The sequence below is a fragment of the Neisseria macacae ATCC 33926 genome (assembly GCF_022749495.1).
In the GTDB taxonomy this organism is placed as follows: domain Bacteria; phylum Pseudomonadota; class Gammaproteobacteria; order Burkholderiales; family Neisseriaceae; genus Neisseria; species Neisseria macacae.
Map to the genome: position 1 here is coordinate 1,355,567 of NZ_CP094241.1, position 22,474 is coordinate 1,378,040.

Annotated in this window: 23 protein-coding genes; 13 read left to right on the forward strand and 10 right to left on the reverse strand. The window is 48.7% G+C overall.

Going from position 1 to position 22,474, the window contains the following annotated elements; genetic code table 11:
• Positions 1 to 9: 9 nt before the first annotated feature.
• The 3 genes from MON40_RS06570 to MON40_RS06580 all read left to right on the forward strand — a co-directional run bounded on the left by MON40_RS06570 (position 10) and on the right by MON40_RS06580 (position 3,369).
• The gene (locus MON40_RS06570) at positions 10 to 969 is read left to right on the forward strand and encodes a hypothetical protein (RefSeq protein ID WP_242926038.1); all 960 of its coding nucleotides are present in this window, start codon (positions 10 to 12) and stop codon (positions 967 to 969) included.
• 768 nt (positions 970 to 1,737) lie between these two features.
• On the forward strand, positions 1,738 to 2,586 hold the full coding sequence (locus tag MON40_RS06575; RefSeq protein WP_003778528.1) for a CPBP family intramembrane glutamic endopeptidase: 849 nt from the start codon (positions 1,738 to 1,740) through the stop codon (positions 2,584 to 2,586).
• A 177-nt stretch (positions 2,587 to 2,763) separates the two neighbouring features.
• Positions 2,764 to 3,369, forward strand: a complete 606-nt coding sequence (locus tag MON40_RS06580) for a class I SAM-dependent methyltransferase (protein ID WP_003778532.1) — start codon at positions 2,764 to 2,766, stop codon at positions 3,367 to 3,369.
• Between the two features lie 270 nt (positions 3,370 to 3,639).
• Here the strand turns inward: MON40_RS06580 and MON40_RS06585 are convergent, their stop codons facing one another.
• Positions 3,640 to 4,017, reverse strand: a complete 378-nt coding sequence (locus tag MON40_RS06585) for a DUF5339 family protein (RefSeq protein ID WP_003768017.1) — start codon at positions 4,015 to 4,017, stop codon at positions 3,640 to 3,642.
• Positions 4,018 to 4,855: 838 nt separating this feature from the next.
• Positions 4,856 to 6,484 (reverse strand): ABC-F family ATPase, encoded by a 1,629-nt coding sequence (locus MON40_RS06590; RefSeq protein WP_003768011.1) that lies wholly within the window; start codon positions 6,482 to 6,484, stop codon positions 4,856 to 4,858.
• Between the two features lie 98 nt (positions 6,485 to 6,582).
• On the opposite strand from MON40_RS06590, the gene MON40_RS06595 reads away from it, so the two are divergent.
• Together MON40_RS06595 and MON40_RS06600 are read left to right on the forward strand one after the other, a co-directional pair.
• Positions 6,583 to 6,777 (forward strand): hypothetical protein, encoded by a 195-nt coding sequence (locus MON40_RS06595; protein ID WP_039863004.1) that lies wholly within the window; start codon positions 6,583 to 6,585, stop codon positions 6,775 to 6,777.
• A gap of 22 nt (positions 6,778 to 6,799) precedes the next feature.
• Positions 6,800 to 7,258, forward strand: a complete 459-nt coding sequence (locus MON40_RS06600; protein ID WP_039863006.1) for a DUF4124 domain-containing protein — start codon at positions 6,800 to 6,802, stop codon at positions 7,256 to 7,258.
• A 65-nt stretch (positions 7,259 to 7,323) separates the two neighbouring features.
• On the opposite strand, the gene MON40_RS06605 is transcribed toward MON40_RS06600, so the two are convergent.
• The gene (locus MON40_RS06605; RefSeq protein ID WP_003778541.1) at positions 7,324 to 8,043 is read right to left on the reverse strand and encodes an O-methyltransferase; all 720 of its coding nucleotides are present in this window, start codon (positions 8,041 to 8,043) and stop codon (positions 7,324 to 7,326) included.
• 134 nt (positions 8,044 to 8,177) lie between these two features.
• Here MON40_RS06605 and mpl point away from each other — a divergent pair, with 134 nt between their 5' ends.
• Both mpl and MON40_RS06615 read left to right on the forward strand, forming a co-directional pair.
• A complete protein-coding gene (gene mpl, locus MON40_RS06610) occupies positions 8,178 to 9,554 on the forward strand; it encodes a UDP-N-acetylmuramate:L-alanyl-gamma-D-glutamyl-meso-diaminopimelate ligase (RefSeq protein ID WP_039863007.1) in 1,377 nt (458 codons plus the stop codon).
• A 227-nt stretch (positions 9,555 to 9,781) separates the two neighbouring features.
• Positions 9,782 to 10,387: a phosphatase PAP2 family protein gene (locus tag MON40_RS06615; RefSeq protein ID WP_242926039.1), complete on the forward strand. Its 606-nt coding sequence runs from the start codon at positions 9,782 to 9,784 to the stop codon at positions 10,385 to 10,387.
• A gap of 118 nt (positions 10,388 to 10,505) precedes the next feature.
• Here the strand turns inward: MON40_RS06615 and MON40_RS06620 are convergent, their stop codons facing one another.
• The 3 genes from MON40_RS06620 to MON40_RS06630 all read right to left on the reverse strand — a co-directional run bounded on the left by MON40_RS06620 (position 10,506) and on the right by MON40_RS06630 (position 12,936).
• Complete coding sequence (locus MON40_RS06620) at positions 10,506 to 10,634, reverse strand: FeoB-associated Cys-rich membrane protein (protein WP_003778549.1); 129 nt, start codon at positions 10,632 to 10,634, stop codon at positions 10,506 to 10,508.
• Complete coding sequence (gene feoB / locus MON40_RS06625; RefSeq protein ID WP_003778552.1) at positions 10,631 to 12,499, reverse strand: ferrous iron transporter B; 1,869 nt, start codon at positions 12,497 to 12,499, stop codon at positions 10,631 to 10,633. The genes MON40_RS06620 and feoB overlap by 4 nt, the downstream gene beginning before the upstream one ends.
• Before the next feature lie 170 nt (positions 12,500 to 12,669).
• Positions 12,670 to 12,936, reverse strand: coding sequence for a FeoA family protein (locus MON40_RS06630; RefSeq protein ID WP_003742387.1), 267 nt, complete (start codon positions 12,934 to 12,936; stop codon positions 12,670 to 12,672).
• 316 nt (positions 12,937 to 13,252) lie between these two features.
• Between MON40_RS06630 and MON40_RS06635 the strand changes: the two genes are divergently transcribed.
• Entirely contained in the window at positions 13,253 to 13,879 is a 627-nt protein-coding gene (locus MON40_RS06635; RefSeq protein ID WP_174263547.1) for an NAD(P)H-hydrate epimerase, read from the forward strand.
• A gap of 31 nt (positions 13,880 to 13,910) precedes the next feature.
• On the opposite strand, the gene crcB is transcribed toward MON40_RS06635, so the two are convergent.
• Positions 13,911 to 14,273 (reverse strand): fluoride efflux transporter CrcB, encoded by a 363-nt coding sequence (crcB, locus tag MON40_RS06640; protein ID WP_003778558.1) that lies wholly within the window; start codon positions 14,271 to 14,273, stop codon positions 13,911 to 13,913.
• 340 nt (positions 14,274 to 14,613) lie between these two features.
• Here crcB and MON40_RS06645 point away from each other — a divergent pair, with 340 nt between their 5' ends.
• The 4 genes from MON40_RS06645 (at position 14,614) to MON40_RS06660 (ending at position 18,330) form a co-directional block, all read left to right on the forward strand.
• On the forward strand, positions 14,614 to 15,549 hold the full coding sequence (locus MON40_RS06645) for a dihydroorotate oxidase (RefSeq protein WP_003778562.1): 936 nt from the start codon (positions 14,614 to 14,616) through the stop codon (positions 15,547 to 15,549).
• A 353-nt stretch (positions 15,550 to 15,902) separates the two neighbouring features.
• Complete coding sequence (locus tag MON40_RS06650) at positions 15,903 to 17,039, forward strand: 5-(carboxyamino)imidazole ribonucleotide synthase (protein ID WP_039863042.1); 1,137 nt, start codon at positions 15,903 to 15,905, stop codon at positions 17,037 to 17,039.
• 106 nt (positions 17,040 to 17,145) lie between these two features.
• Entirely contained in the window at positions 17,146 to 17,628 is a 483-nt protein-coding gene (locus MON40_RS06655) for a GNAT family N-acetyltransferase (protein WP_003756935.1), read from the forward strand.
• 84 nt (positions 17,629 to 17,712) lie between these two features.
• On the forward strand, positions 17,713 to 18,330 hold the full coding sequence (locus tag MON40_RS06660) for a Smr/MutS family protein (RefSeq protein ID WP_141745719.1): 618 nt from the start codon (positions 17,713 to 17,715) through the stop codon (positions 18,328 to 18,330).
• Between the two features lie 130 nt (positions 18,331 to 18,460).
• On the opposite strand, the gene MON40_RS06665 is transcribed toward MON40_RS06660, so the two are convergent.
• Together MON40_RS06665 and MON40_RS06670 are read right to left on the reverse strand one after the other, a co-directional pair.
• Positions 18,461 to 19,828 carry an FAD-binding oxidoreductase gene (locus tag MON40_RS06665; protein WP_003778569.1) on the reverse strand — a complete coding sequence of 456 codons (1,368 nt, stop codon included), beginning with the start codon at positions 19,826 to 19,828 and terminating at the stop codon, positions 18,461 to 18,463.
• Positions 19,829 to 19,962: 134 nt separating this feature from the next.
• Entirely contained in the window at positions 19,963 to 20,265 is a 303-nt protein-coding gene (locus MON40_RS06670) for a hypothetical protein (RefSeq protein ID WP_049224223.1), read from the reverse strand.
• Between the two features lie 566 nt (positions 20,266 to 20,831).
• Here MON40_RS06670 and MON40_RS06675 point away from each other — a divergent pair.
• Positions 20,832 to 21,311, forward strand: coding sequence for an FKBP-type peptidyl-prolyl cis-trans isomerase (locus MON40_RS06675; RefSeq protein WP_003778575.1), 480 nt, complete (start codon positions 20,832 to 20,834; stop codon positions 21,309 to 21,311).
• 167 nt (positions 21,312 to 21,478) lie between these two features.
• On the opposite strand, the gene MON40_RS06680 is transcribed toward MON40_RS06675, so the two are convergent.
• Positions 21,479 to 22,381: a DUF4299 family protein gene (locus MON40_RS06680; protein ID WP_003778578.1), complete on the reverse strand. Its 903-nt coding sequence runs from the start codon at positions 22,379 to 22,381 to the stop codon at positions 21,479 to 21,481.
• Between the last annotated feature and the right edge of the window lie 93 nt (positions 22,382 to 22,474).

The window sequence follows — 22,474 nt, forward strand, 5'->3', positions numbered from 1 at the left end:
TCTGACATTATGAAATTAAACCCTAATTTTTTTAGTACGGCCTATTTGTATGCTAGAAATAAATTTATTATCCCGCGAATAGATTATGGAGTTACTGTTAAAAAATCTAGGCACTGGAAAATAAAAGATACTTTTTCAGATAAGTTAGGAGGATTTAACTCAATAGCTAAAGATGAATTTAGCATTTTAATCAAGAAAGAATATTTTTATAAATCTATATATACAGAAGTTGAATTCTTTTTTAGTAAAGCTAATATCCAATATTTAGAGTATCAAAATTTAGTAAGAAATAGATCATCGACGTGGGCGGTTGTTACTTTGTATTATTTTCTATTTTTTAATTTATGTTGTTTATTAAGAATTTTTAATCAAGGTTATGTATACTTCTCATTTGCAGAAAAAGATAAAATTGATAAATTTAATCAAGTAATTAATCCTTTGGTTGGTCCAATATCAATTGGAAATTATTTTTTTGACATTGTAAATCTAGATGATGGGTTTGGAAGTATAGAAATTAAACTAAAAAAAGTTGATACAACTCATAAAGTTATATGGGGGAAATTTCTTTCTGTAATTGAGATTTTAGAAAGCAAAGCTAATGATAAAGAGAAGGTTATATACTCAATTATTAAGAAATGTTTTGATGGAAATGTATTTTCTCATAGTTATCCCTCTTCATTGAGAAACGAATTAAATTATTTTGGTGAGTCAGTCTTTTATGATTTTGAAGATAGTTTAACGTGTGATCCCTTAATGGATATTAATGATAATTTTTACACCTCATTTTTAAAAATAAAATATGATAATAATCATAATAGTAAAATATCATCTATTGTTTTTTTATCATCCTATATATTTAATTTGAATAAGAATCTTTTGGAGGATTATCGCGAAAGGAGTAAATTTGGAAAAGATTTTCAAAAAGAAAGGGATAGAAATAGGCTTGTGAACTATAATATTAATTCATAGAAGAAAAGAAGGTATGGCGCGACTTTTTTCAAACAAATGTGATTTGCGGGGCATAAATGCCCGACCTTGTATCTTCCCCACCAGGGTAAACTCGCGATTTACCCCCACCGGTATGGCGGCATTCTGCGCCCGACCAAAGTGCCCGACACTGCAGCGTAGATAACACCGCCATACCATCCTCCAATCACAATCCGAATGGTATCAAAGTGCGCGGCAATGCCCGCTGACACTGTATTGACAAGGAGCGCGAAGACAACCGCATGGAGAAAGCCAGTGCCGTTCCATCGCCCGCATTGGTGGTTCAATCCATTACCACGATGCAAACGCAGCTGCACCAAGAAATCGACGGCCTCAAAAGCAAGCCGTAGCCTGCATTCCCACAAACCGCGTGCGTGGCTACGCCCCACACCCTACCTGCGGGCGACGTAAACCTTAAGATTGAGGTGTAGGGTGTGTGCGGTACGCACACACGCGGTTTTTGTTGCTACCGAATGATTTCAAACCATGCCGTAATTCAGTCGGCAGCAAACGCAGCTTGGTTCATAGTCCAACGAAATCCTCATATTACCTCTAATATCAAAAGTCGTCTGAAAAATAATTTTCAGACGACCTTTCTCTATCAAAAGCAGCCTGCACTTTCAAAAATCGAAGTGCAGGCTGCTTTTCATAAAAATTAGAAAAAAACGCGCAATATTTTTATACTGTACATCATGTAGCAGGCCGTACCTGCTCCCCTGCCAACTTATTTACTGAACGAACAGGAATAACATGCAGAAGCTTCCTTCAGAAAAACCGACAGCCGATTATTCGCATCCGTGGCAATACTTTCTGCTGGTGTACGCTTTGAGCGCGCCGTTTTGGTTGCTGTCTTTGTTTCTCAAAAATAGTCCTCTGCCTGATAATCTGCCGCTGACCGACATCGGCGCGGCGCTCACTCCGACGATTGCCGCCGCGTTACTGCGTTACCGCGAGGGCGGAATGGTAGCGGTGCGCAGCCTGTTTGGACGTATGTTTGATTACGGGCGGATAAAGCATTCTGCCTATTTTGGGACGGCAATACTGATTTTTCCCCTGCTTTATCTGCTGACTTATGTCGCGATACGCCAAACAGGACAAACCATACCTGCCTTATCCGTATCGCTTGCGCCGCTTGCCGGTGCGTTCGTCATGTTCTTTATCGCGGCAGTTGCCGAGGAATTGGGCTATGCCGCCTACGCTACGGAAAGCCTGCAACGGCATTTTATTCCGCTTGTTACAGCGCTGATTATCGGGGTACCGTGGGCATTGTGGCATTTGCCGTCCATGATTGCCGTGGGGCAGTCTGCCGAACTGATCGCATGGGGGTTGGCAGGGACGGTTGCCGTGAGGATTATCTATGTATGGCTGTATAACGGCAGCGGCGGTTCGGTATTTGCATTGATTGCGTGCCACACGGTTGCCAATACCGCGCGTACAGGCTTTCCAGGCGGACGGGCGGTATATGAAAACGGAGACGGTATGATTCCATACGGAATCATCATCATTGCGGCGGCAATTGTGATGGTTTTTTGGCGTAAGGCGATGTGTTCATTTAATGGCAAGCAAACGGAGCTTGGGTCATGTACCCAATGGGACTGAATATCAAAGGTCGTCTGAAATCTATTTTCAGACGACCTCTTTCTATAAAAAGCAGCCTGCATGTTCAAAAATCGAAGTGCAGGCTGCTTTTTGTGATGATTGGAAAAAACACGCACTATTTTTATACTGTATATTGTGCAGGCACAATGCAAAACAACATTACCCAAAGGAATCCCCATGTTTAAGACGCTCAAAAGCATTTGGCAGGGACTCACGCAAAAAGGCAAAATCTTCCCGCATCAGCTTGCATTCACGCTGCTGATTCCTTTGCGCAACTGGGCGCTTTCGCCGCAACAAATCGTACAACGGCTAAACCTTGCACCGCACCACTGCATTTTGGAAGTGGGCTGCGGGGCGGGTTATTTCAGCCCGACACTGGCGCAATCGGTTCCGCAAGGACGATTGGTGGCGGCGGATATACAGCCGGAAATGTTGGCTTATACCGAAAAACGTTTGCGTCGTTGGCATATCGACAATGTAGATTATTATCTGTGCGACGGTACGCATTTTGATTTTCCGGATCAATCGTTTGACCGCATTGTGCTGATTACCGTGTTGGGCGAGGTAGCCAACCAAGCCGAGTATTTGGCAGAGTTCCGCAGGCTGCTTCGTCCTGACGGGCTGCTGTCGGTTTCCGAAACGGCAGGCGACCCCGATAAACCGAGCCGCGCCGAATTGCGCGATTTAATGCGGCAAAATGGGTTTGAGACGGCGGATGAATATGGCAGCGAACGCAATTTCACTTTGAATTTCAAAGCGCAGAGTAATCTGTTTCTTGGCTAGTAGCTTGCATGGTTTTCCTTTTCTGTAAATTGAAAGTAAAGGTCGTCTGAAAGCTATTTTCAGACGACCTTTACTCTGTATTTTAAGAATCCCGCTTGCCTTATGGGGACGGCTTGTAGGTAAAAATAGATATTTATTACGTTATGAACTATATCTAAAGTTAGTTTGTATATATTTCTTATAATAGTTGAATTATTTAATGTATAAATAATAAGTAATAAAAAACGGACTCTGAATAACCAGAATCCGTTTTTTACCAAATGCATTGTATTATTTGGCTTCTTCTTTAGCTGCTTCAGCAGCATCTTTTGCTTCTTCTTTAGCATCGGCAGCTGCTTCTTTAGCGTCTTCTGCTGCTTCTTTAGCTTCTTCTGCTTTATCTTCAGGAGATGCAGCCGGAGCGTTGCCTTTCAACGCATCCAACGATGTTTTACAAGTAGCATCACGTTGGTCAGCAGGCAAGTTTTTCAAAGCTTCTTTGGTTTGTTCGAATGATTTTTGCATCATATCTTTTGTAGCTGCATCGACGTTTTTAGTAGCGTCAGCAAAAGCTTTTTCATATTCATCACAAACAGCAGAAGAACCACCACCACATGCGGACAAGGTCAGAGCGGCCAACAAAGTTGCCAATAAAGCTGATTTTTTCATGAGTCTCTCTTTTTGAATCTTGGTTAAAAAAGAAATTGTATGTTAAACCATTCCTGGGGAGTGTCAAGCATAGTCATTTTGTTTCCCTGACTTAAATCATGAGATTAGGCGAAATTAAGACGGTTTGAAAGAAAAAAGTTAAGTAATGAATACCGTGACTAAGGAATATTTTTATATGGGTAGGGAGGCTAATTTCCTTATATTTTAAAGAGTTAATTCATTTTTGCTGTTGTTTGAATTAATGCGGCATAGAGGGGCTTAGACCATGTATATTTAACTTAGTAAAATAACTTCAAAATCGGTTAAATCACGGTAATTCAAGCTGTTTTTGGATGGGGTGCAATTAAATTTTATATGTCATATTAAATGTATTTTGAATATAGACAATTTAGTTAATTATTTTTGAGGAGTAAGGGTAATTAAACTATATTGAATTATCTATAAACTATAGCATTAGTAAGATAATTTGCCATATAGTTATGCTGTTTGTTTTTTATTTATTGTCTTTCTTTATTGACTAAAAAGCTCAGGCAGTCTGAAAGACATTTTTCAGACTGCCTGAGCTTTTTGTTTACTGCTACTTATTTTGCTGCCACACCCGATATGAACGAATGGCTAAAAACAGGCAGACAATCTAGGCAACGCCTAGAACCCCCCCCCGCGCCTGCTACGCCGAACTCGTTAAATAGCCAGGCGACTGAACGACCTTTCCGATAAGCTGTTCGGCATCAACCAAGTGTACCTTACCGTCTTGCGTAAGATACTAGCTCAATGCGAGCAATACGATGAGCGTAAGCGGGTTTTGCAGCGGTTTTCGCAGATTGGCGTTCATGTTTTTTTACACAATCCCTTTTTTCTCCAGATAGCTTTCGTAATCGCCCAAATAGTGTTCGTAGCCGCCCTTACCGTCTAGCTCGATAATCTGGGTGGCGAGCGAGGAGACGAACTGGCGGTCATGCGATACGAAAATCAGCGTGCCGTTGTATTTCTCCAGCGCCATGTTCAGCGATTCGATGCTTTCCATGTCCATGTGGTTGGTCGGTTCGTCCATAATCAGCACATTGGGTTTCAGCAGCAGGAGTTTGCCGTAGAGCATACGGCCTTTTTCGCCGCCGGAGAGGACCTGCACTTTTTTCACCACGTCGTTGCTGCCGAAGAGCAAACGTCCCAAAGTGCCGCGGATGACTTGTTCGTCGTCGCCTTCCTGCCCCCATTGGCGCATCCATTCGCTCAGGTTCATATCGACATCGAAGTCGTTTTCATGGTCTTGCGGATAATAGCCGACGTTGGCTTTTTCCGCCCATTTGATGGTGCCTGCGTCGGGGGTGAGGCCGTCTGAATATTCGGGGTTGAACGCGCCGGCGAGGAGTTTCAGCAGGGTGGATTTACCCGCGCCGTTGGGGCCGATGATGGCGAGGCGCTGGCCGGCTTCGAGGATGAAGCTCAGGTTTTTAAACAACTGGGTTTCAAAGCGTTTGGCCAGATTTTCGACTTCTACCGCCTGACGGTGCAGCTTGGCCTTTTCATCGGCTTCAAAGCGGATATACGGGTTTTGCCGGGTAGAAGGTTTGACTTCGACCATCTCGGCTTTGATTTTGTCTGCCTGTTTCAGACGGCTGGTTGCCTGGCGGGCTTTGGATTTGTTGGCAGAGAAACGGGCGACGAACTCTTGCAGCTCTTGCAGTTTTTCTTTTGCTTTGGCGTTGTCCTTCAGGGCGCGTTCGCGCGATTGGGCGGAGGCGAGCATGTAGTCGTCGTAGTTGCCCGGGTAGATGGTGATGGTGTTGTAGTCCAAATCCGCCATGTGGGTGCAGACTTCGTTCAAGAAGTGACGGTCGTGCGAGATGATAATCATGGTGGAGTCGTATTGGTTCAACACGCCCTCTAGCCAGCGGATGGTATTGATGTCCAAGTTGTTGGTTGGTTCGTCAAGCAAGAGAACATCAGGTTTGGAGAACAGGGCTTGCGCCAGCAATACGCGCAGCTTGAAGCCCGGGGCGACTTCCGCCATGGTCGCATTGTGCAAATCTTCGGAAATGCCCACGCCGCTCAACAGTTCGGCGGCGCGCGCTTCGGCGGTGTAGCCGTCGTATTCGGCGAACTTGGCTTCCAGTTCAGCGGCTTTCATGTAGTCGTCTTCGGTGGCTTCGGGGTTGGCGTAAATCGCGTCGCGTTCGGTCATTGCCGCCCACATTTCGGTATGCCCCATCATCACCACGTCCAGCACACGCATGTCTTCGTAGGCAAACTGGTCTTGGCGCAGCTTACCCAAGCGCACGCCGTTTTCAATCGCGACTTCGCCCGCAGTCTGTTCCAAATCGCCGCCGAGGATTTTCATGAAGGTGGATTTGCCCGAACCGTTCGCGCCGATCAAGCCGTAGCGGTTGCCTTCGCCGAACTTGACGGATACGTTTTCAAACAGCGGCTTCGCGCCGAACTGCATGGTAATGCCGTTGGTAGAAATCATTATTGGTAAAACCTTTATAAATATAGATAAACAGGGTGTTATAATCGCCGGCGATTGTAGCATATTTTGTATAGGTCGTCTGAAACGGGGCGGAGGAAATGGAAACCGAAAAAATCTATTACGCCGTGATTATTCTGTTGTGCACCGCATCCATGCTGCTCAGTCCGTTTTTCTACATCCGCCGCACACGTTCGGGCGCAGAATTGCGCCACGCACCTCGGCAATGGAAGCCGATTATTATTGCCAATTTAGTGATGATCATTGCTTTGGTGGTGTGGTGGATATGGTTTTAATGATTTGATGAAAGGTATAAGAATGAATAAATTGATTTTAAGCACATTACTGCTCGCATTTTCCGCCACTACGACGGCATCGCCCGTATTTGAATGTATCGATAAATCGGGGCGTAAAACCTATACGCAGACCGGTGGCAAAAACTGCAAACCGGGCAATATCGGCAGACCTTCGGTTTATACCTCCGCCGCACCGTCTGCACACTCGGCATCAGCAAACGCTGCTTCAGGAAACGTTCCTTCCGAACAAATGCCGCCTCCACCAGCCGGCGTAATACCCGGTTCATCTTCGGCGCAAAACGAATTGGCTCAGGCACAGAAAAATCTGGAAGAGGGCAAACAGGTCCGCTATGGCAACGAGCGCAACTACGCCCGCTATCAAGAACGGATTAAGGGTTTGGAAAACCAAGTGAAAGCCGCGCAGGAACGGGTTAATGCGGCAAACAGTATGGGCGGTGAAGGTGAGATGATGCCCGAGTAGTGATGGTTGCAAAGATAGTAATAAAAGGTCGTCTGAAAACTCGGTTTAGGCAAAATAGAATTGCTTTACCGATTTTCAGACGACCTTTTCGGTTTGCCTGTCTTGACCGTATATTCCAGCGCTTTATAAGGTTTTAATGTGGATGAAACATAACCGTTTTCAGGACGGCGGACGTAATCGAGATAATCCTGCATGGCAGGTGAGAAGCCTTCCACATCGTCCACGGTGATGACCGCGCGGTCGGCAAGATTCGGTTCCAGCAGCTTGAATACGGGGAATACCAAATCCGGCCAGCCGTCGAGTAAGACGAAATCGGGGCGGATGGCTAAGTCTTTTAAGGTTTCCAGCGCATCGCCTTCGCGAAGCTCGATATAGTCTGCCAAACCGGCTTCTTGAAAATGTTTTCTCGCCGCTGCGGCTTTGTGCGGCAGATATTCGCAAGTGATGACGCGCCCGCCGTTGCGCTTGGCGGCTGCGGCAAGATACAGCGTCGAAATGCCGTAGGAAGTCCCGAATTCGACGATGTTTTTTGCACCCGATGCCAAAGCCTGCATATACAAAAACTTGCCTTGTTGCGGTGCGATGGGGATGTATTTGTCTTCGTAAAAACTTTCGTTTTCCCCCGTCCAATCCAGCCCTTTGTCCAACAGCTTGAAAATCTTGGGCAGAAAATGAAAAAACATCTGCCTGTTTTGCTTTAAGGCTTGGGTGTAGAGCCGCAGCAAGACGGATTCGGCTTGAGGCGCTTGCAGAAAAGCGAACATTTGGGGTGTCAGCTTGGGCATGGGCTTTCTCCTGTTCAGTTCAAATCCTCTATATTTTCCATCTTGCCACAGCTTCGCTTTTCAGACGACCCCTCCGTCCAAACTCCGTTATAATGGCGGCTTTCCCATTATTTCATTCAAAAGACGGTTTTATCATGAAACACATCCACATTATCGGTATCGGCGGCACGTTTATGGGCGGGGTGGCCGCCATTGCCAAAGAAGCGGGGTTCAAAGTCAGCGGTTGCGACGCGAAGATGTATCCGCCGATGAGCACCCAGCTCGAAGCCTTGGGCATAGACGTACACGAAGGCTTCGATGCCGCGCAGTTGGACGAATTTCAAGCCGACGTTTACGTGATCGGCAATGTCGCCAAGCGCGGGATGGATGTGGTTGAAGCGATTTTGAACCGCGGCCTGTCTTATATTTCCGGCCCGCAATGGCTGTCGGAAAACGTACTGCATCATCATTGGGTACTCGGCGTGGCGGGGACGCACGGCAAAACCACCACTGCGTCCATGCTCGCATGGGTCTTGGAATATGCCGGACTCGCGCCGGGCTTCCTCATCGGCGGCGTACCCGAAAACTTCAGCGTTTCCGCCCGTCTGCCGCAAACGCCGCGCCAAGACCCGAACAGCAAATCGCCGTTTTTCGTTATCGAAGCCGACGAATACGACACCGCCTTTTTCGACAAACGCTCCAAATTTGTGCATTACCGCCCGCGTACCGCCGTGTTGAACAATCTGGAATTCGACCATGCCGACATCTTCGCCGATTTGGGCGCGATACAGACCCAGTTCCACCACCTCGTGCGCACCGTGCCGTCCGAAGGCTTAATCGTCTGCAACGGACAGCAGCAAAGCCTGCAAGATACTTTGGACAAAGGCTGCTGGACACCGGTGGAAAAATTTGGCACCGAACACGGCTGGCAGGTCGGCGAAGTCAATGCCGACGGCTCGTTCGACGTATTGCTTGACGGCAAAAAAGCCGGACACGTCGCATGGGATTTGATGGGCGGACACAACCGCATGAACGCGCTCGCCGTCATCGCCGCCGCACGCCATACCGGAGTTGATATTCAGACCGCCTGCGAAGCCTTGAGCGCATTTAAAAACGTCAAACGCCGCATGGAAATCAAAGGCACGGTAAACGGCATCACCGTTTACGACGACTTCGCCCACCACCCGACCGCCATCGAAACCACCATCGAAGGCCTGCGCCAGCGCGTCGGAAACGCACGCATCCTCGCCGTCCTCGAACCGCGTTCCAACACCATGAAACTCGGCACCATGAAAGCCGCTCTGCCCGAAAGCCTCAAAGGTGCCGACCAAGTGTTCTGCTACGCCGGCGGCGTGGACTGGGACGTCGCCGAAGCCCTCGCGCCTTTGGGCGGCAAGCTGCACGTCGGCAAAGACTTCGATGCCTTCGTCGCCGAAATCGTGAAAAATGCCGAAGCAGGCGACCATATTTTGGTCATGAGCAACGGCGGTTTCGGCGGGATACACGGGAAGCTGCTGGAAGCATTGAAATAAGGTTGGTTGAAAGTTTTGAAAGATTGAGGTCGTCTGAAAACCGGAGTTTGGTTTTCAGACGACCTTTTTGTTGTGGAGGCTTAGATGTGATGGTTGGGTATGAGCCAAACTACGTTTACTGATGTAAGTATCCATAATCATATTTCCATCTGGTTAACATATATGATATTGTGATGAAACTCTGCTATTTTGATTATGTTGGAATTGTGATTGGAGAAAATTTGTAAGTGGATAAGCTGTCAAAATTAAAGATTAAATATACAATTTTTATATCGATATTTTTTGTCATTTTGTACAAAGGGGCTGAGTTTTATACCTATACAGTCGATAATGTGCCTTCATATTTTATGGACTGGGAAAGGAATATTCCTTTTTTGCCCATATTTATGTTGCCTTATATGACGTCTCAGGTTTTCTTCTTAGCCACTATATTTTTGGAAAAGAACGAAAGCAATTTGAAATTGCTGATAAAGAGGGCAGCCTTTTTAATTGCGGTTTCTACTGCTCTATTCGTCATATTTCCAATGAAATTTTATTTTCCCAAACCCGAAGTCGATAACCAAATTTTAAAATCTTTCTTTTATATATTGGGCAAAATAGACAGTAGTTTTAACCAATGTCCGTCATTGCATGTGAGTTTTGCTTTTCTTTCGGCTGAGGTTTATTGCAGGGAAGTCAAATCCACATTCTTAAAATCATTTTTTGGTATATGGGGATTGTTACTCGCCATTTCGGTCTTGTTTGTCTATCAACACCATTTTATTGATTTTGTGGGCGGAACTTTGATATTTTTAATTACTTGTATCATCTTTCCAAGAAAAAAGGCTGTTTAAACGTTTTGTTACCGAATAATGGAAAGTCCTAAAACAACCGCAGAACCATAGCCCAAACATACAAAAAGGTCGTCTGAAACCATTTCAGACGACCTTTCTGCTTCCTAGCTATCCATACTCAGCCGCAACCGCCGCATTTGCCGCAGCCGCTGCTGCAATCGTGTTTTTTCGGTTTGAATACGAATTTCCGCAAGAGGAAAAACAGGCAGGCAAGCATGATGATGCCGACGATAATATATTGAGTCATGATTTGAGTATCCAGTTAGTAGTTTGGTAAACCACAAATGCGGCGAAGTAAGCCATCAGGAACAAATAGCCTGTAATCATCACCATATTTTTTGTGGATTTAGTTTCGCGTTTGATGACTGCCAAAGTCGCGGCACACATCGGTGCGTACACATACCATGCCAGGAAGGCGAAGGCGGTCGGTAGGCCCCAGTTGTTGTGCACGATTGGAATCAGCGCGTTTTGTACGGCGTCTTCAGACGACGCGCTGACGGCATAGACCGTACCCAGCGCGGCAACGACGACTTCACGCGCGGCGATGCCCGGAATCATGGCGATACACATTTCCCAAGTGAAGCCCAGCGGGGCAAAAAATGGCTGGATGAAATGACCGATCATACCGGCAAGGCTGTAATCAATCGCTGCCCTTGTTGCGTCCACGGGCGGTTGCGGCCAGCTTACCAAGCCCCACAGGATCACGCTCAGCGCGAAAATAATCGTACCGGCACGTTTCAGGAAGGCTTTGACCCTGTCCCACAGGCTGGTCATGATGTGTTTGAAGTTGGGCGTACGGAAGGTCGGCAGCTCCATCAGAAGCGGGAATTGCTGCACGTTGCCTTTCATCCGCGCTAAGCGTTTCATGATATACGCTGCCAGCGCGGCAGACAGGATGCCTGCGATGTAGAGGATGAAGAGTGTCAGCCCTTGCAGGTTGAAAATGCCGCCCACCGTGCGGTTGGGAATGACGGCGGCGATAATCAGCGCGTACACGGGCAGTCGCGCGGAGCAGGTCAGCAGCGGGGCGACGGCGATGGTAACGAGGCGTTCGCGCGGGTCATTAATCGTACGCGCCGACATAACGGCGGGAACGGCACAGGCGAAACTCGACAGGAGCGGGATGAATGAGCGTCCGGACAGGCCGCTTTTCGCCATCACGTTATCCAGCAGGAAAGCCGCACGCGGCAGGTAGCCTGAGTCTTCCAAAAGCAGGATGAAGGCGAACAAAATCGTAATCTGCGGCACGAACACCAACACGCTGCCCATACCGGCAATGACGCCGTTGACGAGCAAGTCGCTGAGGATGCCCGGCTCCATGTTGGCGCCTATCCATTCGCCCAGCGCGGTAAAGCCGCCTTCGATGGCGTCCATAATCGGCGCCGCCCATGTGTAAACCGCTTGGAACACCATAAACAGGATGACCAGCAGCATAATTATGCCCCAGACGGGGTGCAGCACGATGTCGTCGAGTTTTTTGTGCCATGCGGGCAGCGTCATCTGGGTGCGTACCACTTGTGCCAAAATCGATTCGACTTCTTGATAAAGTTTGTCGCTCTCCAGCGCCTCGAGCGTGCGTTCGGCAGAAGCGGGGTTGGCGGGGAAGGAGCGTTTGCGCGGCAGCTTCGCCACGGCTTCGCGTACTGCCTGTACGCCCGATGCGCTCACCGCGACCGTTTCCAAAACAGGTACGCCCAGTAGTTCGCTCAGCTTGGCCGCATCGATATTCAAGCCCCTTTTGCGGGCAACGTCGCTCATGTTCAGCGACACCACCATAGGCAGTCCCAGCGTTTTCAGTTCCAAAATCATGCGCAGGGTCATACGCAGGTTGGTCGCGTCGGCAACGGCAATGATGGCGTCGGGCGGAATGCCCAGCTTGCCTACGGCGACATCTTTCGCCACCGCTTCGTCGGGGCTGGTCGTGCGCAGGCTGTATGTGCCCGGCAGGTCGATAATGCGAACGGCCTTGTCGTCAAGTAAGGCGCCCTCGCGCTTATCGACCGTTACGCCCGGATAATTGGCAACCTTGGCATGTGCGCCGGTCAAACCGTTGAACAAAACGGTTTTGCCGCAGTTTGGCGCGCCAATCAAGGCAAAATAGCTTAGTTCCATTTATTTATTCTCCTTGTTTGATTGTGTGATGAGTTTGGCGTTGAATTGGGGAAAAGGCTTTGAAACGGCGCTTTCAGACGACCCGGGTCGTCTGAAAAGGATAGGGCGGTCAGGTTCAATCCGCCTTTGCCGCATTTTCAGAACATGAAGCCCGCCTGCGTGTATGGCGGTCAGCCGTCAATCACATGGCACATAATTTTTCCCGCTTCTTCCTGCCGCAACGAGAATTGCGACTGGTTGCCCAAACGTACGGCAAACGGACCGCGTCCGAATCCGCCGACGGCGATCACCTGCAACGGCATTCCGCTTGAAAAACCCAAGTCGGCAAGACGGCGCGTAACCAGCGGGTCGAGTTCGCCGAAAGTCGAATTGGGGACGATGGAGTCGATGTGCGCGACTGCGCCTTTACTGAGTTTTGACAAAGGTATGGCAGACATAGGGTGTTTTACTTTCGTTGTCGATTGAAAAAAGAGACGGCAAGTAAAGACGAATTTGACACAGGGTAGGCCGAGGCATGTTCCAACGCCCGTTCCCGCAAAAGAAGTAGTTTTGATTGTTTATCACTTTGTTTTATTTTGATAATAAATCTTGTTAACATAAAAATCAAATCCAAAGCCACCAAATTCCTGATTTTCAGACGACCTCTTGCGGCAAATCAAAAAAAGCGAATGATTTGACGGGAAAGTCGGGCAGGGCTATTGATAAGGTTTGCATTTGGATGTTTGATAGGCGTAAAGAGAAAAGGAGCGAATGATGAAAATCTACACCGCCGCAGAAATGCGCGAACACGAGCAAATGGCAGTCGATAAAGGCACGACTTTCGAGCAACTGATGGAAAACGCGGGACAAGCCGCCGCCGCGGATTTGCTGCGCCGTTTCCCCAAAGCAGGGCGCGCGCTGATCGTTTGCGGCAAGGGCAATAACGGTGGCGACGGTTTGGTCATCGCGCGCGTGTTGTCGGAACAGGATTGGCAGGTAGATGTCGTCTTCGTCTTGGGAGATAAACTGTCGCCGCTGGCGCAGTTGAACCGCGAGCGTTTGAATCATTCGGACGGCGTCAGCTTTATCCGATCCGATGAGCTTGAAGGTCGGCTGAAAACAGGTTACGACCTCGTTATCGAAGGCATTTTCGGAACAGGCTTCAGCGGCGCATTGCCCGAAACAGCCGCCGCCGTCTGCCGCCTGCTGAATCAAGCCGACGGTTTCAAAATCGCGTTGGACATCCCGACCGGGCTGAACTGCGATACCGGCGAAGTAGATCAAGACACCTTCCGCGCCGATCTGACCTACGCCTTCGCCGCCTACAAGCCCGCGCATATGACCGATGCAGGCAAGGCATATTGCGGAGAGACCGTGTGTTTAGATATTGGGATAGAGTAAGAATATTTTATTGAGATGACGATGTTCGCGGCTATTTCCAGATTTGCGCCAAGTAAATGCCCAATGCCGTCAGAAGGAAGGAGCCGAAAACATGCAGGCAGACCGCTGAAAACGCCGTCGCCCAGCGTTGCGCCTGCATCAGGGTGACCATTTCCAATGAAAAGCTGGAAAACGTCGTCAGGCTGCCGAGAAAACCGGTAATCAGTAAAAGCTTCCATTGCGGATTATCCAGCCATTCGGCGCAGATGCCGATTAAGAGCGCGCCGATCCAGTTGGCGGCAAGCGTTCCGGCTGAAAACGGGACGGAGAGTGCGGCAAAGGCGAGAACGAGCAACCAGCGGGACAATGCGCCCAAAGCCGCGCCAAAAGCAACCGCCATGACGTTTTGAAACATATCGAAATCCGGAGACAAGAAAAATCAAAAGGGTAGGGTTGTGGATTTTAACCGTATTTTGAACAGGCAAACAAAGGGTCGTCTGAAAAGCATTTTAGGTTTTCACTTTGTTGAAACCATGCTTTCAGACGACCTTTTTTTGCACCTTTCCTTCATCATATATAGCGGATTAAATTTAAATCAGGACAAGGTGAGGCAACGCCATACTGGTTTAAATTTAATCCACTATAAAACAACATTTCCCTACATTGCCTGTCATTTGATGTTTGTTAAAAATTTTGCCGCCTATTCGTGTTACGCTTCGCAAACAAATTGATTTTCCAAGGGAAAGGAGCAGGATATGCCGTCATTGAGAACGCAAATCGCCGGTTTTTCTTTTGACAACTGTCTGATGAACGCCGCTGGTGTGGCGTGTATGACCGTGGAAGAATTGGAAGAAGTCAGACAATCCGCCGCGGGCAGCTTCGTCACCAAAACGGCGACGCTGGAAGCACGGATGGGCAATCCAGAGCCACGTTACCGCGATGTACCGCTGGGCAGCATCAATTCCATGGGCTTGCCGAATCAAGGCATTGATTACTATCTGGATTATTTGCTGAGCCTTCAAGAATCGCAGCCCGAACGGACATTTTTCCTCTCGCTGGTCGGTATGTCGCCCGATGAAACACACACGCTGTTGAAAAAGGTGCAAAACAGCGGTTTTAAAGGCATTACCGAACTCAACCTTTCCTGCCCGAACGTCCCCGGCAAGCCGCAAATCGCCTACGATTTTGAAACGACCGAACGGATTTTGGGCGAAGCCTTCGGCTATTTCGACAAGCCTTTGGGCATCAAACTGCCGCCGTATTTCGACATCGTCCATTTCGACCAAGCGGCGGAAGTGTTCAACCGCCATCCGTTGAAATTCGTCAACTGCGTCAATTCCATCGGCAACGGCATGTATATCGAGGACGAATCCGTTGTGATCCGGCCTAAAAACGGCTTTGGCGGCATAGGCGGCGAATACATCAAACCGACCGCGCTCGCCAATGTCCACGCGTTCTACCAAAGATTGAATCCGTCCATCCAAATCATCGGCACAGGCGGCGTTTATACCGGTCGCGATGTGTTTGAACATATCTTGTGCGGCGCGAGCATGGTGCAAATCGGCACGGCGCTGCATCAGCAAGGTGTCGAAGTTTTCGAACGCGTTTCGCTTGGTTTGAAAGCCATCATGGCGAAAAAAGGCTATGAGAAGCTGGAAGACTTCAAAGGCAAACTGAAATATCTGGGGTAAGTCTGCTCAGATGAAGGGGAAAAGGTCGTCTGAAAGCCATCATACGGTTTCAGACGACCTTTTATTACAAAACGGCTGCCGATAGGTTTCTTTGGAAAATCCGGATATCGGGGGAGGACGTTTTGATTGTTGTCATTTTGCTCATACGGCAGGCATCGAAATAGCGTGTATAGTGGATTAACTTTAAATCAGGACAAGGCGACGAAGCCGCAGACAGTACAGATAGTACGGCAAGGCGAGACAACGCCGTACTGGTTTAAAGTTAATCCACTATAAAAGGCGTTTTAACATTTATCTCTATAAGCAGGTTTGTTACAATTTCGGGAAAATTTTAGTGGAACTGCAAAATGCTGATGAACTCATCCGCCATCCTCCCGCCCGCCATGCTCGGCATCCTCGGCGGCGGACAATTAGGCAGAATGTTTACCGTTGCCGCCAAAACCATGGGCTACAAAGTAACCGTACTCGACCCCGATCCGAACGCGCCGGCGGCGGAATTTGCCGACCGCCATTTGTGCGCGCCGTTTGACGACCAAGCCGCTTTGGACGAGTTGGCAAAATGCGCGGCGGTTACTACTGAATTTGAAAACGTCAATGCCGACGCGATGCGCTTTCTGGCAAAACATACCAACGTTTCCCCCAGTGGCGACTGCGTGGCCATTGCGCAAAACCGCATTCAGGAAAAAGCGTGGATACGCAAAGCGGGATTGCAAACCGCACCGTATCAAGCGGTTTGCCGTTCAGACGACATCAGCGAAGAAAGCGCGCAATTCTTGCCCGGCATCCTGAAAACGGCCACTTTGGGCTACGACGGCAAAGGTCAAATCCGCGTCAAAACGGTGGACGAACTCAAAGCCGCGTTTGCCGAACACGGCGGTGTGGATTGCGTTTTGGAAAAAATGGTGGATTTACGCGGCGAGATTTCCGTGATCGTATGCCGTCTGAACGATGAAAACGTGCAAACCTTCGATCCTGCCGAAAACATCCACGAAAACGGCATCCTTGCTTACTCCATCGTTCCTGCGCGGCTGAGTGCCGACGTGCAGCAACAGGCACGGCAGATGGCGCAACGCTTGGCGGACGAATTGGATTATGTCGGCGTGTTGGCGGTGGAAATGTTTGTCGTCGGCGACACGCATGAATTGGTCGTCAACGAAATTGCCCCGCGCCCGCACAATTCCGGCCATCATACGCTGGATGCCTGCGCCGCAGACCAGTTCCAGCAGCAGGTACGCATTATGTGCAATCTGCCGCCCGCCGATACCAAGCTGCTTTCTTCATGCTGCATGGCGAATATTTTGGGCGGCGTCTGGCAGGAAGACGGCGGCGAACCGAATTGGCTGCCGTTGCAAAGCCATCCGAATGCACACCTGCACCTATACGGCAAAAAAGCCGCGCGGAAAGGCCGCAAAATGGGGCATTTCACCGTTTTGTCCGCCGATGCCGACACTGCTTTTGAAGCAGCAGGAAAATTACATCAAAGCCTTTGAATATAAAATATAATATCGGAAACAGCGTTCAGACGGCCCTCTGTCTGTTTATGAAGAAAACGTCGTCTGAACACGCATTACAATACATCTTACAACACATCTTGCCATGAGCCTTCTGACCATACTCCGTCCCGCAGTCGCGCAAGACTGCCAAGCCATACACAATGCCCATCTGCACGCCGTCCAATATACCTGCATCCGCAGTTACGACGATAAAGTATTGCATGCGTGGGAAGCCCTGCTCGATATCGACAGCTACCTCGAAACCATTTCCGATCCCGGCAAAGCCTTTTGGGTGGTGGAATACAGGGGGACCATACAGGGTTTTTTCCAAGTGGACTTCAAAGAAGCCCAATTGGACGCGTTGTATGTCCATCCCTTCGTTCATAATCACGGCTTGGGTACAGCCTTGCTGCGCCGTGCCGAAGAACTTGCCCATCAGGCGGGTTTGAGCTTTTTGAAACTGTACGCCTCGCTCAACTCCGTTCCTTTCTACCGCTTGAACCACTACGAATCTTTGGGTTCCGCCGTATTGCAGTTGAACAAAGACGTCAAGGTCAAGTGCGAACTGATGCGCAAATATCTATAAGCCGTTTTCAGACGACCTGTACACGGAGCGCAGAGGTCGTCTGAAAATGTGTTTTTTCATGTTCAACCTCAAAATATCCCCATGATGAAAACAGATTTCCAATCCGCCTTGAAAGCATTAGGCAAGCAAGCCAAAAAAGAAGCCGAAGCGCGGGCGCAGGAGCAAGCCTTGGCGAAGAAGCGCGAGGAAGAGAATATCGATTTCGCCAAAGCCGTAGGCGCAGTAACGCCGCTGAAAACCGCGCCGCGCTATGAAGCACCGCGTGATAAAACGCCCATCAAACCCCGTCCGAAAGAACAGGAAAGTTTGGCAGCCGAAGATTATTTTTATGTCGGCAGCGGCGCTTCTTGGGATGAACCGCCCGCTTCGTTCAGTAAAAACGGACAAGGGAAAAACGACTTGCAACGTCTGCGTAACGGGCATTATCCCGTAGTCGCCGATGTCGATTTACACGGCTACACGCAGGAAGAGGCACAACAGGTTTTAAACGAATTTATCGAATTTACCCAAAAGCGGGGTGTATGCGCCGAAATCATTCACGGCAGCGGTTTGGGCTCGTCAGGCTACAAACCCGTTTTAAAAAACATGACGCGCCGCTGGCTGATGCAGCACCCTGATGTATTGGCTTATATCGAGCCGAGGGAAGGCAATGACGGCGCTGTACGCATTTTGTTGAAGCGCAGGCGCAGGGAAGAAGAATAGTTTGTGCTGGATTGATTGGGCTGAGGCAATGTTGCCTTGAGTGCAATCTGCGAACCTGTCAAAGGTCGTCTGAAACAGGGATTAGGTTTTCAGACGACCTTTTCGATTTTGGCAAATACTGAAATATTGCTTACGGCAGGAGCTTGCCCGGATTCATGATGCCGTGCGGGTCAAGCTGGGCTTTGATGGCGCGCATCAAGGCGATTTCGGACGGGGTGCGGACGCTGGGGAGCCAGTGTTTTTTGATGGTGCCGATACCGTGTTCCGCCGCGATGGTACCGTGGCAGGCGAGGATGTGTTCATAGACGATGCTGTTGACGGCATCTTCGTAGCAGTAAGCATCGTTGCTCAAGACGTCGGGCAGGAAGGTGTTGTAATGCAGGCTGCCGTCGCCCAAATGTCCGAAGCAGACAATTTGTATACCCGGAAAACGGGTTTCTAAGGCGGGGGCGCATTGATGGACAAAGGCGGCGACTTGGGCAATCGGGACAGCGATGTCGTGTTTGATGCTGGTGCCGAGCTTGCGCTGGGAGGCGGAAATGTTTTCACGCAGCGTCCACAGATCGAGGCGCTCTTGTTCGGATTGCGCGATGATGCTGTTTTCTTGGCCGTTTTGATAGAGAAACTCGGCAAGTTTTTCGTCGAGAGCGGCATCGGGAACGGAGTCGGTCAGTTCGAGCAGGACGTGCCAGTTTGCATCGGTCGGCTGTTTGAGATGACTGAACTCGGAAGACAATGCCAAGGCGTAGCGGCTGATCAGCTCGAAACTGGTGAGGCGTTCGGCAAAATGCCCTTGTACGGCTGTTAAAAGCTGTACGGCAGATTCGATGTCATCCAAACCTATCCATGCGGTCGCTATGGTTTGCGGACGGGCGAAGAGTTTGAGCGTGGCGGCGGTGATAATGCCGAGCGTACCTTCGCTGCCGATAAAGAGGTGGCGCAGGTCGTAACCGGTGGTATTTTTGTGCAGCGGTTGGAGATGGGAAACAAGTTCGCCATTGGGCAGGACGACTTCCAAGCCTAATACCAAGTCGCGCATACTGCCGTAGCGTAAAACGTTTAATCCGCCGGCGTTGCAGGCGATGTTACCGCCGATTTCGCACGAGCCTTCGCTGGCAAGACTGAGGGGGAACAGTCTGCCTGCTTCGGCTGCCGCTTTTTGAACGTTTTGCAGGATTACGCCCGCTTCGACGGTGATGCTGTTGTCGGCAAGGTTGATTTCTCGGATGCGGTTGATTTTGGAAAGGTTGAGCAGTACGCCGCCGGAAGCTACCGCTGCGCCGCACAAACCGGTATTGCCGCCCTGCGGGGTAACGGGGATACGGTGTTCAAAACAAAACCGCATGATTTCTTGTACATTTTCTATAGAATGCGGTTGCAAGATGATGTCCGGTTCGGAAACAAAGCGGCGGCGCTGGTCGTTTAACAAGGCCGGTGTGGCTTCGAGGATTTCGGCGGGGGAAAGGAATTCAAGAAAACGGTCGTACAGATTGGGCATAACGGGCAGCAGGATGGTTTGTGTGTGTACGGAAGATTATATAGCGGATAAGGGAAGCGAAAAACGGTAAAGGTCGTCTGAAAAACAAAAAAGCAGGATACAATCCGTATCCTGCTTTTTTAACTGTAAAAATATTATTTTGCAGCAGAAGCGGCAGAAGCAGCAGCTGAGCTGGCAGCAGAAGCAGCACCAGTTGCAGCAGAAGCAGCGGTATTAGCTGCAGAAGCGGCAGTGTTGGCAGCAGAAGCAGCGGTGTTAGCTGCAGAAGCAGCTTCAGTTGCAGAGGAAGCTGCAGAAGCAGCACCAGTTGCAGAAGAAGCGGCAGAAGCAGCAGTTTCAGAAGCACCGGAAGCTGTAGGAGCAGCAGTATCAGCGCCTTTGTTACAAGCAGCCAAAGCCAAAGATAACAGAGCAGCAGCAATCAGAGATTTTTTCATTTTGAGAACCTTCTTTAAATCGATTTAAGTAGAACAAAACAACAAAACGACATATAAGTCGTTTCATTTAGAGTAAAAATTCATTGCTGAATTTCCTGCATTATGCCCCACAGGGTGCTTCGGTGCAACGATACGGACGAATTAGTAATTTTTAATCAATCTGAAATGGACGAAAGACGGGGGTAAAACTAGTCCGCATTGGCTGTTATTCAATGTACATTTGAAATAAATTGTATAGTAAAATTTATTTATTTCATGCGTTTACATTTGAAGAATGCGCTATGGGCCTTTGTTTTCAATCGGTTTAAATGAAATGCGGGCAGTTGTTGCGCATAAAAGCAAAAAGTTGTAAAAAAGTTACACAAATATAAAGATTATCAAAATTTACGCTTTTACGTGCAATATGTTAAATATTGTGCATATAAATTTATAATTGTTAGTTTTGATAATTTTGCGATAAATCTCCGTGCATGACGGCGGTGTGTTAGAATGCTTTAGATTTGTTGGCAGAGGGTTGTCAATAAAGAAAACCTGTTTTGATAAACGGTCATGATAAAGGATAAAAAATGGCTATTGAAAAAAATTCTGTGGTTTCGCTTCACTATGAAATGTACGATGCGGACAACCAACTGCTGGACAAGACTGAAGAACCCATCGTCTATCTGCATGGCGGATATGACGGCATTTTCCCTTTGGTGGAAGAAGCTTTGCACGAGAAAAACGTCGGCGATACCGTTGAAGTCGCGCTGTCACCCGATGATGCTTTCGGCGAGCAAGATCCCGGCCTGGTGCGTATCGAAGACGTCAGCGTGTTTCCGGTTGAAGTGGAAGTCGGCATGATGTTTGAAGCCGATGATCCTGAAACCGGCGATGTCTTGATTTACCGCGTAACCGACGTGGCGGACGGCAAAGCCGTAGTAGACGGCAACCATCCGCTTGCCGGCATGAAAATCTTGTTCAAAGCGACAGTTGACGGCGTACGCGATGCGACTGAAGAGGAAATCGCACACGGCCACGTTCACGGCCCGCACGGTCATCATCACTAATTGAGTTAGTCTGCAATGCAAAAGGTCGTCTGAAAACAGGATTGGGTTTCTGTTTTCAGACGACCTTTTTGTATGTCGCCTAAATCCACGCCTTTAAAAGGGATAATCTGAAACTTATTGACCGTCATTTTGATTGCCTCATTTTATAAATGGCGGCTGCCTGAGCATTATTCGATGGCAAGCTGAGCCAATTCGTCTTTCGTGAATGCTTCCAGCAGAATATACGCTGCGTCAATAAAGCGGTATTTTTCTTTGGGCAGCTGTGCGATAAAGGTTTCGTAGGGCAGCTCGGTAGGTGAATCGTCATCGTTGGTAAAAATCAATCTCCAGCTGCTGATATCGTTGTTGGAAATATCGAGATCCGTGCCGTATTCTATTTCGGGTTGGTAGGGCAGGATAGTCGGCAGTTCAGGGTTTAAGACATAAAAGCCGACGAGCTCTCCCGTGTCACTATTTTTTCCAATCATTTGATGAGCGGAATAGGCATCCAGCCATTGGGTTTCACGCATCAGGCAGCTGAAGGCTGCGAGTGGGTCGTTGTCGGCTAGAATTTTGTCGCGAATCTCTTTGTTCAGTGCCACAGGGCGGGTAACGCCGTAGAATTTATAGTTTTGTATTTCGTTTTCATCTTCAAAAGGCACCATGGATATACCGGCCTGTATGTCTGGTTTGAAATCGAAGGTTTGGATGGTGTCGGCAGTGAAGGTTTCACCGGTTTCGCAGGTAATCGGTTGTTTGAGCGCGCGGGCTAAATCGGCGAGATATTGCAGGGCAATTTGCCAGTCTTCCAAAGTGCTGGGCGTGAATTGCCGCACAGCGTATTCCTGTGTGTCTTCATCAAAGGATAATTCAAATCCCCTACCGCTTTTTTCGTTCACGCCAAGCAGCAGACATTCGAAGTCGGATAACGGCAGTGTTTGAAATCGCTTTAAATCAAAATCTTCATCGTGTTCATCAAATGAAAATTGTGCCAGCGGCTGCGATGAAAGCTGGAAACATTCCTGCACGGTTAATACGGGCATGCGGCTAAATAGCTTTTTGGGATTTTTGATGTAGAAAGAAATGCTCATCGGAATATCCTTTCCAAATTTTGGCGGTATTTAGCCGTTATTTGTAGGCAGCCTGCACAATGAAATTGATTCAGGCTGTTTTGAGTTTTCAGA